This window comes from Paenibacillus tundrae (genome assembly GCF_036884255.1).
In the GTDB taxonomy this organism is placed as follows: Bacteria; Bacillota; Bacilli; order Paenibacillales; family Paenibacillaceae; genus Paenibacillus.
The window spans coordinates 38,098-53,254 of sequence record NZ_CP145605.1; the positions used below are offsets into that span (position 1 = coordinate 38,098).

A 15,157-nucleotide genomic window follows, 5' to 3' on the forward strand; every position below is an offset into this window, starting at 1 on the left:
GTAGTTACGACATACTACGTATACAGGTTCAAGTGATCTTAAGGATCGCTTCTTCACCATCTTGAGCCTGTTCGTACGTCATTTCTGCCATTAACGATCTGGACTAATTGATGAGCTTAATCTAAGGGGGATGGTTGCATGAGCCGCAGAAGAAGAAGTGTGATGTCAGAGGAGCTTAAATACGAGCTGGCCAAAGACCTCGGTTTCTACGATACTGTTCAGCAAGAAGGCTGGGGCGGTATCAAAGCCAAAGATGCGGGCAACATGGTGAAGCGAGCGATCCAACTCGCCGAGCAGGCAGCGCGCAAATCCTAATTTGGATTTCATCTGGTTTGGAGAGCGAGGCAATCCATCAGGATCACCTCGCTTTTTCCCCATAGATGCGGAATAGAAATGACTTGACAGCCCTATTTTGATATAATATGTTAAGTTGTCTTAGGGAAAAGGTGAGGACGGGTGAACGTCTTGAAAATTTACGAAAAAGCGCCTGCTAAAATTAATTTAATGCTGGACGTTTTACATAAAAGAAATGATGGATTCCATGAAGTTGAAATGATCATGACTATGGTCGATTTGGCTGATCGATTAGAATTCTCCGAGCTTCCTCGGGATACAATCTTCATCTCTAGTCAGGCTGGATATATTCCGCTGGATGAGAAGAACTTGGCTTTTCAGGCGGCTAGACTGATCAAAGAACGTTATGATGTTCGATCAGGGGTGCATATTCATCTGGATAAGAAGATTCCAGTAGCTGCCGGTCTTGCAGGCGGCAGTAGTGATGCTGCAGCAACGTTGCGTGGCTTGAATCGTCTCTGGCGTCTTAATATTCCGGATCAGGAGCTTCAAGAGCTTGGAGCCGAACTTGGATCAGATGTACCATTTTGCATTACTGGAGGTACGGCTCTAGCAACAGGTCGAGGGGAGAAGCTCACGCCAATCCCGAATCCACCGCAATGTTGGGTCATACTGGCCAAGCCGCCTATCAATGTATCTACAGCAGATGTGTATGGTCGTTTCCGCAGTGACAAGATTGTTCGCCATCCGAGCGCTGCCAAAATGGAACAGGCTATTCGCAATCAGTCGTTTGCTGAGGTATGTGGACAGATGGGGAATGTGCTTGAGGATGTAACCCTGAAGTTATATCCAGAGGTACTGCATCTGAAGGAAGCCATGATCAAATTGGGAGCAGATGGCGTATTAATGTCCGGAAGTGGCCCAACTGTGTTTGGATTGGTGTCGAAGGAGTCTAAGGTCGCACGGATCTATAATGGGCTGCGTGGCTTCTGTAAAGAAGTATATGCTGTGCGAATGCTGACATAGCATTCGCTTTTAGCAGTTGTTCAAAGCGTCCGCTTTTTGAACACATACTTTTGTGATGTACAAACACGTATAAAGGTGATATATTTTTATATAATTATTCGGATTTGGATGTTTTCCGTGATCGTGAGGATGGATCTCTGTGAAGAAATTAAAACGAAGCGCAAGGCTGGTTGAAATGACGCAGTACTTATTGTCTAGACCGCATACGGTGATTCCGCTCACCACATTTGCCGAACGTTATGGAGCTGCGAAGTCGTCAATCAGTGAAGATTTGGCGATTATCAAGGAAGTGTTCGAAGAAGGTGGGTCAGGAGAACTGCAAACGTTGGCCGGAGCAGCCGGGGGAGTCAAGTGGATTCCTAAGGTGTCCAGAGAACTGGCTCTTACTTTTGCTGAGCGACTCAGTACCCAATTGGAGCAGCCGGATCGGATCTTGCCTGGTGGATACCTCTACATGTCGGATTTGCTTGGTCAACCTGCATTAATGAATGAAGCAGGCAAAATCTTTGCCACTGCATTTGGTAATATGGGCATTGATGTAGTTATGACGGTAGAGACCAAAGGCATACCACTCGCATATGCGACGGGTGCCCAGCTCAACCTGCCTGTTGTGCTCGTGCGCAGGGACCATCAGGCTACGGAAGGATCAGCCGTAAGTATCAATTATGTATCGGGTTCGCATAAAAGCTTGCATACGATGTCCCTATCGCGCCGGGCGATGCGTGAACATTCGCGAGTACTCATCGTGGATGATTTCATGAAAGCTGGGGGTACGGTTCAGGGAATGATCGATCTACTGGCCGAATTTAATGCGACTGTAGCTGGTGTAGGGGTCTTGGTTGAATCTGGTTCTATCGATTCAGAAGAACGCCTGTTGACCGATTATGTATCTTTGGCGAAGTTGACTGCAGTAGATGCAAAAAGCAGACACATTTCCGTCAAGCCTGGCAACTATTTTGATCTGTAGAAAGATGACGAATTGCGTGTCGGGAAAGCTTCTTTTCCATCGACCTGGCACTAACGTTGTCGAATTGTGTATTAAATAAAAAAATTCCTGAAATTAGGACATTTTTATGGTTATAAAAAGAAGGAGTTCGTATAGGCTGTGTGGAATTATACACCAAGTTCTGATGGAAAAAGGTGGTGAACACACACATGCAAATTACGGATGTCAGACTCCGCCGCGTTAACTCGGAGGGGAGAATGAAGGCTATCGCATCCATTACCATCGATAACGAATTCGTCGTTCATGACATTCGTGTCATTGATGGTAACAACGGAATGTTTGTTGCTATGCCGAGCAAGCGGACTCCTGACGGAGAGTTCCGTGATATCGCCCACCCGATCTCTTCCGGTACTCGTGAGAAGATTCAGGCGGCTGTATTGACTGAATATGATCGCGCTGCTACTGAGGAAGAAGTCATTGAAGAAGGTGCCTGAGAACATTATTGGGGTTCGAAGGAAAAGAGAGCCATGTCTTATGGCTCTCTTTTCTTTTTGACCGGAATAAGATATATTCAGTATTGAGTTTATTCGCAGAGTAATGTTTCATAACGATTGGTTATGAATGTTGAAAAACAAAAAAGCGCAGCGTGCGCTTGGTGACAGGGCGGCATCTTAGGAATCATGGGATTCGGTTAAGCTCGCAGGTACACGGCGTATACATATAAGGTCACGATTGTTGGTGTCCGCGTTGTTACGCGTGAATACAGGACAGCAAGCGATGAACAAGACCGGCGCAGAGCCGGCTGAACGATACTCATCAATTAGGGATATGCACCCCGAGAAAGATGGGATTTTCAGAACAGGAGGTCGTGAATTTTGAAACGAATGGCTATTGTTCTTGCCGCAGGGCAAGGAAAACGGATGAAATCCAAATTGTACAAAGTACTGCATCCCGTATGTGGTAAACCGATGGTGGGTCATGTGCTTGATGCGGCTCTACGCGCAGGTGTAGAACGCAGTGTAGTCGTGGTGGGTCACGGTGCCGAAGCGGTGCAGTCATTTTTGGGTTCAAGAGCAGAATATGCTCTTCAGGCAGAACAGCTGGGAACAGGTCATGCAGTTCAACAGGTGAAGTCTCTGCTTGGCAATGAAGCCGGATCAACGATTGTAGTCTGCGGAGACACTCCGCTTGTAACGAGTGAAACGTTGGAAGGTCTAATGAAGCTTCATGAGAGCCGCGGTGCAGCAGCTACCGTACTTACAGCTGAATTGGACAATCCCAAAGGATATGGACGCGTTATTCGCGGAGAAGATGGTTCTGTACAACGAATTGTGGAGCAGAAGGATTGTAACGAGCAAGAAGATGCTGTGAAGGAGATTAACACAGGTACTTACTGCTTCGACAATGCAAAACTGTTCGCAGCGTTGGAGAAAGTAACGAATCAGAATGCTCAAGGAGAGTACTATCTTACTGATGTCGTTGGCATATTCCGCAACGATGGAGAAGTGGTTGAAGCCTACATGTCAGATGATATTGCAGAATCCATTGGGGTAAATGATAGACTTGCTCTTTCACAAGCGGAAGCATTCATGCGTGAACGTCTTGCCGTTAAACATATGTTAAACGGTGTTACGATCATCGATCCGTCATCGACATATATCGGAGCGGATGTTACGATTGGATCAGACACAGTACTGTACCCAGGAACGATTCTTAAGGGCACGACTTCCATTGGTGAAGCTTGCCATATTGGTCCACATGCAGACATCGAAGACAGTATCATTCAGGATGGTGTTACGATTAAACATTCTGTGTTGTCGAGTGCTGAGGTTGGTGCCGAGGCTACTGTAGGTCCATTTGCTAATTTGCGTCCAGGAACTAAATTAGGTCGCAACGTAAAAATTGGTGACTTTGTTGAAGTGAAAAATGCTACAATTGATGAAGGCTCCAAAGTGTCTCACCTTAGTTATATTGGGGATGCTCAAGTAGGGAAAAACGTAAATGTTGGTTGTGGTGCAATAACGGTCAATTATGATGGTTATAATAAAGCTGTGACAACCATTGAAGATGATGCCTTTGTAGGCAGCAACGTCAATTTGATTGCACCCATTACGGTAGGAAAAGGCGCTTATGTCGTTGCAGGTTCCACCGTTACCCATTCCGTTCCCGAGAATGATCTCGCCATTGCTCGTCCACGCCAGGAGAACAAACCTGGTTATGCAGAGAAGATCCGCGGACGTGCCAAAGCCAAGAAACAAAACGCCAAACCCGAATAAGGGGTTTTGATAACAACATTGCCTCTCGATCTTCGGGAGGTGCCGACATGTCGCAGACGCTTATAGATTCCAATGAACCAGCACGGAGGGTTTTTATTTTATGACTTATTTTGATTCGAAATTAAAAATATTTACTTGCAATTCTAACCCAAAGCTTGCCCATCAAATTGCTGATTATATCGGAATTCCTATGGGTGAATCTCACACAACTAGCTTCAGCGATGGTGAGATCCAAGTGAAGCTCTCCGAGAGCGTACGGGGCTGTCACGTTTATATCGTGCAGTCAACTTGTTTGCCAGTTAACGACAACTTGATGGAAATGCTCGTCATGATTGATGCACTTAAACGTGCTTCTGCCAAGACAATTAACGTTGTAATTCCTTACTATGGCTACGCTAGACAAGATCGCAAAGCACGTTCCCGTGATCCAATTACAGCGAAGCTGGTAGCTAATCTGATTGAAAAAGCAGGCGCAACGCGTGTAATCGCAATGGATCTTCACGCAATGCAAATTCAAGGATTTTTCGATATTCCAGTTGACCATCTGCTTGGTGTACCGATTCTGGCGCAATATTTCCGGTCAAAACAGATCGAAAATCCAGTTGTCGTATCTCCTGACCATGGTGGCGTAGTACGTGCACGGAAACTCGCTGACTTCCTGAACGCACCACTGGCGATTATCGACAAACGTCGTCCTGAGCCTAATGTCAGTGAAGTCATGAACATCATTGGTAACATTGAAGGTAAGACGGCAATCCTGATCGATGATATCATCGATACAGCAGGAACGATTGTATTGGGGGCAAATGCCTTGATGGAAGGCGGCGTGAAGGAAGTATACGCATGCTGTACTCACCCAGTATTGTCTGGCCCTGCTATGGAACGTTTGGAGAATGCACCATTGAAGGAAGTTATCGTAACGGATACAATTCCGATTACACATGCTAACCCGACAAGCAAACTCAAAGTGTTGTCTGTAGCGCCTTTGCTCGGAGAAGCAATTATCCGGGTTCATGAGGAATTATCAATCAGCAAGCTGTTTGAAATTGAATAAGGATGTCTGCATAAAGTAGTAGAGGGGTTACGTTTTCCGGATCAATGGAAAATGTAACCCCTGTCGGCGTGCCGTATGATAAAAGTGAAAAACCGCTCGGTTATCTTATATATGCTGAATCTATATAAATTAAACTATACATTTACATGAGAACGAAGAGGACAGAAATAACATGGAGAAGCGAAGCGTTCGCCTGAAAGCTTTCTACAAGAAAGCTACCTCGAAAGCATAAGCTATCGCCGGATTTTCCCTTAGGTAAAAGGAATCAAAAAAATCTGGGGATAACAGCGATCAGAAGGTTATTCTGTCATCGGAGTGGCAAGTGTGAATATTCTTCGGTTCAATTAATATAGACTTATATATCTAATAGCCTGGGCGGGAAATGAAACGGAATCGGCGCCGATGGAAAAGCGTGTCGGCAATTTCGACAAATTGATTATCGAAGCGTGTAATTAATCCAATCTCAATATGAGTGTCGCGGTCGTATACCTGTACAGGTACGTGATATTCAAGATGATAGATAAAATCGCTATGTTGAGTCAGTTGTCCAGTGTCTTCGCGCAAAACCCGCTCACCTTCCTGGGTTAATAAAATATATGATGTAAATACGGATATAAGATCAACTAAAGATCCAGCAGTTGAAATTATAGATCGTTAAACGGAACTTCACTTTCTAGATATTATATGAAATATAACAAATGAAGTCTATGCTACAGCTCAAGTGATGCCAAGGAGGAAACGAGATGAAGTGGATTGTTGGCCTCGGAAATCCGGGCTCTAACTACGCCAAAACCCGTCATAATATTGGCTTTATGGCGCTCGATCGACTGGCAGATCGTCATAATATCTCCATTACCCAAAGTAAATGCAAAGCGTTGATTGGAGAGGGCAACATTGGCGGTGTCAAAACGGTATTGATTAAACCCATGACATTCATGAATCTGTCCGGTGAGTCGGTACGAGCCTATATGGATTTTTATAAGGTAAGTCTGGAAGATCTAATCGTTGTGTATGATGACATGGACACGGAAATTGGTAAAGTGAGATTGCGTTATCAAGGTAGTGCAGGTGGACATAACGGAATTAAGTCTATTATTCAGCATACAGGTACACAGCAGTTTAACCGGGTACGCATGGGAATATCCCGTCCAGAACCTGGACATGCCATTGTAGACTACGTTCTTTCGACATTTATGAAGAAGGAAAAGGAAGCACTCGAACAGACGATTGAACAGACCTGTGATGCACTTGAACACAGCCTGAATCATACGTTTGAGCAAACGATGGCTAAATTCAACGGGTAGTTGATTCTAGGGCGTGTCTGAGAACTCCGAAGGGAGCAAATTTTGGCGAATTTTCGTTCCAGGCAAGGAAGTTTTCCGCAGGCGTGCCGGGGCACGTCAAGGGGAAGTGACGCAGCAGGGGGCGAAAAGGCGGTAAAAGATGCACTTCAGCGAGTTGTCAGACACGGCCTGGCATTATTGGCAAAAATGATCATAAACTGGGTTCGATTCAGTCTAAATGGGCATACTGGACGTATAAACTAGGTTCAGGAGGCATAAACATGTCAGTGAATTATGTATGCAGGCATTGTCGTACCTTTATAGGACAAATCGATTCTACCGGTATAACGGAAGCGCAATTAGGCTTTCATTTCTTGACCCCCGACGAGCGTAGGGATATAATAGCGTATAATTCGGGTGGAGATATCACCGTTCGGATTACATGTGACTATTGCAAAGAAGCACTGGAACTTAATCCAGAGCTGAGTCTGCTCGCTAGTCCTCTTCAATAGAGTGACGTGGCAGCGACAATACGTAATGACAGATGATGGAGGTAGCGGAATACCGCTCCACCTTTATAGCCTTGGCAGCCTGCTGAGGCTTCTTTTCAGTTGAACTGGAATCGTATTTTGGCTGATCAACGTCCAGGCACATCAAGCCGATGTGGCAAAACAGAGAATAATCCTTTATGATGAAACAGGGTAAAAAGGGATTTGTATCCAATTTTAAGAATGTTGTATTGCGCTTTGTGCGCTAGATAACCAAGTAAGTTATAAGAGAGGTGCCCCTTTTGTTACAAGCACTTATACAAGCTTTTTCCAAAGATCCTGACTTCGGATCCATAACCGCCGGTATTTCATCCGGGATGAAAGAGCAGTTGGTATCCGGTCTATCCGGATCAGCACGTCAAATCATGCTGGCTGCCTTACATCAAGAGATGAACCGGCCTTTGCTCGTCGTTACGCACAATATGTTTTCTGCACAAAAAATTGCAGAAGATTTACAGGAAGCGCTTTCACCGGATCAGGTATTGCTCTATCCTGCCAATGAACTTGTCGCCGCTGAAGCTGCTGTTTCCAGTCCGGAAACACTAGGTCAGCGTATTGATGTGTTGGTTCGCTGCGCCCAAGGTTTCCGGGGCGTTGTTGTTATTCCTTTTTCCGGGGTACAGCGGTATCTTCCGCTTCCAGAAGTCATGGCAAAAGCCCAAATCACAGTTAAACAAGGAAGTACGCTTGAGCTAGATGCCTTCCTGCTGGAAATGGTGAAGCTAGGTTACGAGCGCGTAGAACGCGTAGAATCCCGCGGTGAGATGAGTGTACGTGGTGGGATCATTGACTTCTATCCGGTTACATCACCGATTGCTTACCGGGTGGAGTTGTTTGACGATGAGATCGATTCGATTCGAACCTTTGATCCTACGGATCAGCGCTCTATTGAGCGGATAGAAGAAGTCGTTGTACTGCCGTGCAAAGAGTTGATCGCAGATCGTGAACGCATGGAGAAGGCTGCAGATGCGGCTGTTATTTTGCTGGAACAACAGCTTGAGAAGATGACAGATCGGCAGGCGAAGCTGCGTCTCCGTGAAGAGATTCATCGCGAAATTGAGATGCTTCGTCAGCATGTATACTTCTCAGAGATGTATAAATATATCTCACCACTCTATCCAGAGCACAAGACCATTTACGATTATATGCCTGAGGATACGTTACTTGTACTCGATGAGCCTGCAAGACTTGCCGAGACATCTAAACAGTTGGATCGGGATGAATCTGAATGGAATCTGCATTTGATGCAAAATGGTAAGACACTACCTGACCTGCATTTATCGGCTGATGGAGATGAGCTTCTGTATGAACGTCCATTCCAGACGATATTTATGTCTATCTTCTTACGTCAGGTTCCACACACGCAGCCACAGAACATTCTGAACTTTATCAGCCGGGGTATGCAGGATTTCCACGGGCAAATGAATGTACTTAAGGCAGAGATGGAGCGCTGGCAGAAGGCTGGAGTTCATGTATTGATGCTGGCGAGTGGTGAGGAAAGGCTCGACCGTATGCGTCGGGTATTGCAGGATTATGACATACCAGAACCTGAGATGCTCATTGGTAATTTGCAAACAGGATTCGAGATGCCATCCATTCAATTGGCCGTTGTTACGGAAGGGGAGATGTTCTCCCAGAAGCAGCGGAAAGTACGGAAACCAATTCGAAACGTGGACAATGCGGAGCGAATTAAATCATATAGTGAGCTGAAAGTGGGCGATTATGTCGTTCACCAAAATCACGGTATCGGTAAATACATGGGGATCGGTACCCTTGAGGTAGCTGGTATCCATAAGGACTATATGCATATTTTGTATGCGGGTGGAGACAAACTGTCTGTACCGATCGAGCAGATTGATCTGATTCAGAAATATGTGGGCTCAGAAGAGAAGGAGCCTAAGATTTATAAGCTCGGTGGCAACGAGTGGACACGGGTAAAAAACAAAGTTCGTTCATCGGTACAGGATATTGCCGACGATCTAATCAAACTCTATGCAGAGCGGCAAACGTCCAAAGGATACGGCTTCGAGAAGGACTCTGCAGAACAGCAGGAGTTCGAGGACATGTTCCCTTATGATGAGACGCGTGACCAGATGCGTGCAATTGAGGAAATCAAGAAAGACATGGAACAAAATCGTCCGATGGATCGTTTATTGTGTGGGGATGTCGGCTACGGCAAAACTGAGGTTGCGATCCGTGCAGCCTTCAAAGCAGCGATTGAAGGGAAACAGGTTGCTGTGCTCGTGCCTACCACGATTTTGGCACAACAGCACTATGAGACATTCCGTGAACGTTTCTCAGGTTACCCATTCAACATCAACGTGCTTAGCCGATTCCGTTCTCGCAAAGAACAAAATGAAACGGCCAAGGGTATCAAGCAGGGTACAGTTGATATTGTTATCGGCACACATCGCTTATTGTCACAGGATCTTGTGTTCAAGGATCTGGGATTGCTCATCGTGGATGAGGAGCAGCGCTTTGGTGTAACCCATAAGGAGAAGTTGAAAAAACTCAAAACAAACGTGGATGTGTTGACCCTTACGGCAACGCCAATTCCGCGTACATTACACATGTCTATGCTTGGAGTCCGTGATTTGTCTGTCATTGAGACACCGCCAGAGAACCGGTTCCCTGTGCAGACCTATGTGGTTGAACACAGTCAAGCACTGGTTCGAGAAGCCATTGAGCGTGAACTGGCTCGTGGTGGTCAGGTCTATTACCTGTACAATCGTGTTCAAGGTATCCAGGAAATGGCTGCCGAAATTTCTGAGTTAGTTCCAGAGGCTAAGGTTGGCGTGGGGCACGGTCAGATGTCCGAGACGGAGCTGGAGAAGACGATTCTGGACTTCTTGGATGGCGAGTACGATGTGCTGGTCAGCACCAGTATCATTGAGACAGGTGTCGATATTCCAAACGTTAATACGTTAATCGTTCATGATGCAGACAAAATGGGACTCTCCCAGTTGTACCAGTTGCGTGGACGCGTGGGTCGATCCAACCGGATTGCTTATGCGTACTTTACGTACCAACGGGATAAGGTACTGACTGAAGTGGCAGAGAAACGTATGCAATCCATCAAAGAATTCACCGAGCTGGGCTCTGGGTTCAAGATTGCAATGCGCGACTTGTCGATTCGAGGTGCAGGTAACCTGCTCGGAGCAGAGCAGCATGGCTTCATTGCTTCCGTGGGATTCGATCTGTATTCTCAGATGCTTGCTGAGGAAATTAACAAACGGAAAGTGACGATGCTGGGTGAAGAGCCTGTACCTTCCGACCAATGGAATACAACGCTTGATCTTAGTATTGATGCATATTTGCCGTCTGATTATATCTATGACAGCATTCAGAAGATTGAAATTTACAAAAAGGTGGCCGTTATCTCTTCCTTCGATGATGCAATGGAGCTGGAAGATGAGTTAGTCGATCGTTTCGGTGATCTTCCAGAAGCAGTTATTAACCTAATGGCTGTGGCGAGGCTCAAAGTTTACGGCAAAATCTATGGAATTGAGTCTATTACACAGCGTGGGGATGACCTTACGGTGAAGTTCTATGAAGGTCGTGAACACGCATTCGAGCTCTCCAATATTGCACACATTGGAAATCAGTTCGAAAGACGTGTACAATTTGAACAAGGACCCCATATGCTTATTCATGTCAAAGGCAAAGGGCTTGGGGACAAGCAACTCATGGAGCTGGTGGAGAAATTCCTGGAATCCATGAAAAGTGCTTTTAAATCAAAGGGGGAACTAAAAGATGTTACAAAAGTATAAAACAGTGAAGAAAGTACTGTCCGTGAGTATGGTTGCAGTGCTGTCTTTATCACTGCTAGCAGCATGTGGTAAGAAGGAAGAAGCAACAACACCAGAATCAACAGACACAAGCGCAGTTGTAGCAACATATGATGGCGGTACAATCACAGCCAATGAATTCGACATGGAACAGCGTGTGATGAAATTCCTGTATCCAGAATATGCACAAATGATGGACATGGATGACTTCAAAGACTACTTGGTTCGCCAAGAAATTGCATACAAATATCTGAGTGAAAATGCGAGCGACGAAGCGAAGGCGGAAGGTTCCAAAGTGGCTACTGAGCAATTCGACAAAATGAAGGCTCAAGTTCCAGAAGAACAATGGCCGGAAATGCTGAAGGCGCAGAACCTCACGGATGATAACATTAAGGATTATATGACTCGGATCATGACCGTGATTAAGGATAAAGAGACTGGCGTAACAGAAGACGACATGAAGGCTGAGTTTGATAAAAATAAAGAGCAGTATACGACAGCTTCCGTTCGTCATGTACTGATCAACTTCACGGATCCAAAAACACAAAAAGAGCGCAAAAAAGAAGATGCACTTAAAATTGCTGAAGAAGTAAAAGCAAAACTGGATGGAGGAGCAGATTTCGCAGAAGTTGCGAAGGAGTATTCTGAAGATCCAGGATCTGCAGACAAAGGCGGTTTGTATGAGAACGCGGCTGTTGCTCAGTGGGTAGAAGCATTTAAACAAGCGGCAATCACGTTGCCTTTGAATAAAATCAGCGATCCAGTGGAAACGGAGTATGGCTACCATGTCATGAAAGTAGAAGCACGTACAGATGCATATGACAAAATGACAGCCGAGCAAAAAGACAGCATTAAGAGTTCCATTGCTGCTGCCAAAATTGATACGTTCATGACAGGTGGCGAATTGGATAAACTCGTAAAAGAAGTGAACCTGCCAAAAACAGATAAAGCTGAAGAAGGCAGCACAGAAGGTACAGAAGGAACAGGAACAGATACACAAACGGGAACCGAAGGTGAATCCAAAACGGATGACACTAAAGGTACAGATACCAAAACAGATGCAGGTACTACAGATCAAGACGCAACAACAAGTGAAGGTACAGACTCAAGCAGCAAGTAAGGGATTAACCGTTGCATAGCTGCAGTTCTGGACAAGCATGATAAGGAGTAAGGGGGACTTTTAGCCTCCCTTACTCCTTTTTATATTCAATCCTCAGAGTGAATAGGTAGATGGTCATTTTCTTGTGTAAGTACACAACTATATTCTACAAACCATGTATAAGGAAATGGGAACAGATGAATACTATGGTCAAGATATCACACTAAACGTTCTGGGACTTTCCTCTACCCATTAAGGAACAGTAGTTGAAAAATCTTCTCGAGAAAGTGGGGCAACATGTAAATGAAAGCTACTGGTATTGTCCGTCGTATAGATGACCTGGGTCGTGTGGTCATTCCAAAAGAAATCCGTCGTACGTTACGTATTCGTGAAGGAGATCCGCTTGAAATCTTTGTGGATCGAGATGGAGAAGTTATTCTTAAAAAGTATTCCCCTATTGGTGAGCTTGGTGATTTTGCTAAGGAATATGCTGAGTCCTTGTATGAAAGTACAGGTCATGTCACGTTAATCTCTGACCGGGATACCATTATCACGGTAGCTGGTGGCTCCAAGAAGGAATATTTGGACAAGCAGGTAGGCCAGTTGATTGAGAACTGCATGGAAAATCGTAAAACCATTATCGAGACTAATAATGGATCTTATGAAATTAGCAAAGATCATGACGAGACGTTATCTTCCTTTGTTATTGCGCCAATCATATCCGGTGGAGATCCAATCGGAACCGTCGTTCTGTTCAATAAGGACGAGTCGGTGAAGATGTCACAGATGGAAGTCAAAATGTCAGAGACTGCTGCTGGTTTCCTCGGTAAACAGATGGAACAATAAAGTTCAGACAACTCCTGGTGCCTTTAGGCAGACAGGAGTTTTTATTTTGTGAATGTTCTAAATCGCAGACAATATAGGCAGAGAAATGGAATTCGTCTACGCAGCTCCAGCCAGTTATAATAACAAGAGATTGTTATTGATCCAGATGTATGGATACGCAGGAGGGACTTATGAAACAGCCATCAACAGGATCAAGGCTGCTGCAGGGCGCATTTGTGCTAGGACTTGCCGCCATTATCTCCAAAATTATTGGTGCCTTTCAGAAAATTCCGCTACAGAATCTAGGCGGAGACGGCGTCTTTGGTATATATAACACGGTGTATCCGTTCTACATGATGGTGATTACCATTGGGGCTGTTGGACTACCTGTCGCTATATCTAAATTCGTGGCTGAACAGCATGTACTCGGTAGACCAGAAGAGGGAAGGCGAATCATACGATTATCATCTATGCTGCTAGGCGGGATCGGTTTGGTGTTAGCAGTCTTGATGTATACAGGGGCTCCATGGATCGGAAAATGGATCGGGAATGGACATGTTATTCCATCGATCCGTGCAGCTGCACTGGCCCTATTGGTTGTGCCATTGATGACGGGACTACGTGGGTATTTTCAGGGAATGCAGCAGATGGTGCCTACAGCCGTATCACAGGTCGTAGAACAGATCATTCGAGTCACAGTGATGATTGTGCTGCTGTTGTGGCTCATGGCACGCGAGGCCTCGTTAGATACGATTGCCGCTGGGGCGATGCTGGGTTCGTTTGCGGGTGGTGTCGCTGGGCTACTGGCAATGCTTGTGTATGGATTCCGCCATCGGAAGCAAATGCGGAAACTGGTTCAAGGGAAGAGTCTTGGAGATCAGGGCAGTGAAGCGGTGGGTGTAGAGGCAAAAGGTCGAATAGGTGGCGCTGCTGAGCCTCAGCGATCCAATCGAGAGTGGATTCGAACCCTGCTTGTATATGCAATCCCGGTCTGCCTAGGATCACTGGCTGTGCCTTTGATGAATCTGGTGGACACGTTCACTGTACCGAGGTTGTTACAGAAAGAGGGATTAAACGAGCTACAGTCTATGGTGTCGTTCGGCATATATAACCGGGGATTACCGCTCGTGCAGATGGTGACGATGTTAGCAATGTCACTGTCTGTGCTCTTTATTCCGGCGATGGCCGAAGCCAAGCTTCGTGGCGGGTCAGAAGCCGTGAAACAGCAAGCGAGCCTGGCGCTGCGCTGGTTCTGGTTGATCGGCTTGGCAGCATCCGCAGGACTCGCGGTGCTGGCGGAGCCGATTAACCGCATGCTGTACGGGGATGCCGCAGGCACCGAAGCACTGCGGTACATGGCGCTGACGGCAGCGGGCAGCACCGTCAGCATCATTGCAGCAGCGCTGCTGCAAGGCCTTGGCAGCGTGCGCGCACCCGCGTTCAGCATGCTGGCCGCCGCAGGCGTCAAGGTGCTGCTGAACGTCTGGCTTGTGCCGACGCTAGGCATCGTCGGCGCGGCCATGGCTGGGGCGGCCGCCTATATGCTGGCGGCTGCCCTGAATGTGGCGCTACTGGCGCGATACAGCGCCCTGCGCCTAGCCCCTAGCGCCGTCCTGGCGAAGCCGGCGCTGGTTATTGCCGCCATGAGCTTGGCGGCGGCAGGCATGGCCTGGGCCACCGAAGCGCTGCTCGGTGGCATGGGAATCGCGGCTGACCGCAGGATCGCCGCGGTAGGCGTCAGCCTGCTTGGCGTAGCCGCAGGCGCAGCCGTGTTTGTGCTGGCGGCCGCGCGCACAGGCCTGCTCACCGCTGCAGAGCTGGTGGCTGTGCCCAAGGTTGGGTCAAGCCTAGCCAAAGTTTTACGCAGCCTGCGGGTGCTGCGCTAAACAAGTAGGCTTGGCCGCACGGCAGGCCAGCATGATGCGCCAATCTCATTACACCCTCTATAATAGCTACACCGAGGCATTTAATCCTTCACAGGTTCGATTGCCAATTTACTGCTAAAATGAATGCATTGT

Annotated in this window: 13 protein-coding genes; 12 read left to right on the plus strand and 1 reads right to left on the minus strand. The window is 46.6% G+C overall.

The features are described 5' to 3' along the window. Window positions 1–138 precede the first annotated feature (138 nt). The 6 genes from V6W81_RS00175 to V6W81_RS00200 all read left to right on the plus strand — a co-directional run bounded on the left by V6W81_RS00175 (window position 139) and on the right by V6W81_RS00200 (window position 5,596). Window positions 139–315 (plus strand): small, acid-soluble spore protein, alpha/beta type, encoded by a 177-nt coding sequence (locus V6W81_RS00175; RefSeq protein ID WP_056697402.1) that lies wholly within the window; start codon window positions 139–141, stop codon window positions 313–315. Window positions 316–465: 150 nt separating this feature from the next. Then, window positions 466–1,320 carry a 4-(cytidine 5'-diphospho)-2-C-methyl-D-erythritol kinase gene (ispE, locus tag V6W81_RS00180; protein ID WP_056697479.1) on the plus strand — a complete coding sequence of 285 codons (855 nt, stop codon included), beginning with the start codon at window positions 466–468 and terminating at the stop codon, window positions 1,318–1,320. 139 nt (window positions 1,321–1,459) lie between these two features. Continuing rightward, window positions 1,460–2,287 (plus strand): pur operon repressor, encoded by an 828-nt coding sequence (gene purR, locus V6W81_RS00185; RefSeq protein WP_056697404.1) that lies wholly within the window; start codon window positions 1,460–1,462, stop codon window positions 2,285–2,287. Window positions 2,288–2,475: 188 nt separating this feature from the next. Next, entirely contained in the window at window positions 2,476–2,760 is a 285-nt protein-coding gene (gene spoVG, locus V6W81_RS00190; protein ID WP_017691372.1) for a septation regulator SpoVG, read from the plus strand. A 390-nt stretch (window positions 2,761–3,150) separates the two neighbouring features. Further along, complete coding sequence (glmU, locus tag V6W81_RS00195) at window positions 3,151–4,542, plus strand: bifunctional UDP-N-acetylglucosamine diphosphorylase/glucosamine-1-phosphate N-acetyltransferase GlmU (RefSeq protein WP_397351172.1); 1,392 nt, start codon at window positions 3,151–3,153, stop codon at window positions 4,540–4,542. A gap of 100 nt (window positions 4,543–4,642) precedes the next feature. Then, the gene (locus V6W81_RS00200; RefSeq protein ID WP_017691370.1) at window positions 4,643–5,596 is read left to right on the plus strand and encodes a ribose-phosphate diphosphokinase; all 954 of its coding nucleotides are present in this window, start codon (window positions 4,643–4,645) and stop codon (window positions 5,594–5,596) included. 363 nt (window positions 5,597–5,959) lie between these two features. Here V6W81_RS00200 and V6W81_RS00205 read toward each other — a convergent pair whose 3' ends face one another. After that, a complete protein-coding gene (locus V6W81_RS00205; protein WP_056697408.1) occupies window positions 5,960–6,160 on the minus strand; it encodes a hypothetical protein in 201 nt (66 codons plus the stop codon). Window positions 6,161–6,339: 179 nt separating this feature from the next. Here V6W81_RS00205 and pth point away from each other — a divergent pair, with 179 nt between their 5' ends. From pth to V6W81_RS00235, 6 genes are all read left to right on the plus strand, one after another. Next, window positions 6,340–6,900 carry an aminoacyl-tRNA hydrolase gene (gene pth / locus V6W81_RS00210; RefSeq protein ID WP_056697409.1) on the plus strand — a complete coding sequence of 187 codons (561 nt, stop codon included), beginning with the start codon at window positions 6,340–6,342 and terminating at the stop codon, window positions 6,898–6,900. A gap of 260 nt (window positions 6,901–7,160) precedes the next feature. Further along, window positions 7,161–7,391: an anti-sigma-F factor Fin family protein gene (locus V6W81_RS00215; protein ID WP_056697411.1), complete on the plus strand. Its 231-nt coding sequence runs from the start codon at window positions 7,161–7,163 to the stop codon at window positions 7,389–7,391. Window positions 7,392–7,669: 278 nt separating this feature from the next. Further along, on the plus strand, window positions 7,670–11,197 hold the full coding sequence (gene mfd / locus V6W81_RS00220) for a transcription-repair coupling factor (protein WP_338541214.1): 3,528 nt from the start codon (window positions 7,670–7,672) through the stop codon (window positions 11,195–11,197). Further along, the gene (locus V6W81_RS00225) at window positions 11,181–12,335 is read left to right on the plus strand and encodes a peptidylprolyl isomerase (RefSeq protein WP_056697414.1); all 1,155 of its coding nucleotides are present in this window, start codon (window positions 11,181–11,183) and stop codon (window positions 12,333–12,335) included. The genes mfd and V6W81_RS00225 overlap by 17 nt, the downstream gene beginning before the upstream one ends. A 282-nt stretch (window positions 12,336–12,617) precedes the next feature. Continuing rightward, on the plus strand, window positions 12,618–13,160 hold the full coding sequence (gene spoVT / locus V6W81_RS00230; protein WP_145053184.1) for a stage V sporulation protein T: 543 nt from the start codon (window positions 12,618–12,620) through the stop codon (window positions 13,158–13,160). Between the two features lie 170 nt (window positions 13,161–13,330). Next, window positions 13,331–15,025 carry a putative polysaccharide biosynthesis protein gene (locus tag V6W81_RS00235; RefSeq protein ID WP_338541215.1) on the plus strand — a complete coding sequence of 565 codons (1,695 nt, stop codon included), beginning with the start codon at window positions 13,331–13,333 and terminating at the stop codon, window positions 15,023–15,025. The last annotated feature ends 132 nt before the right edge of the window (window positions 15,026–15,157 follow it).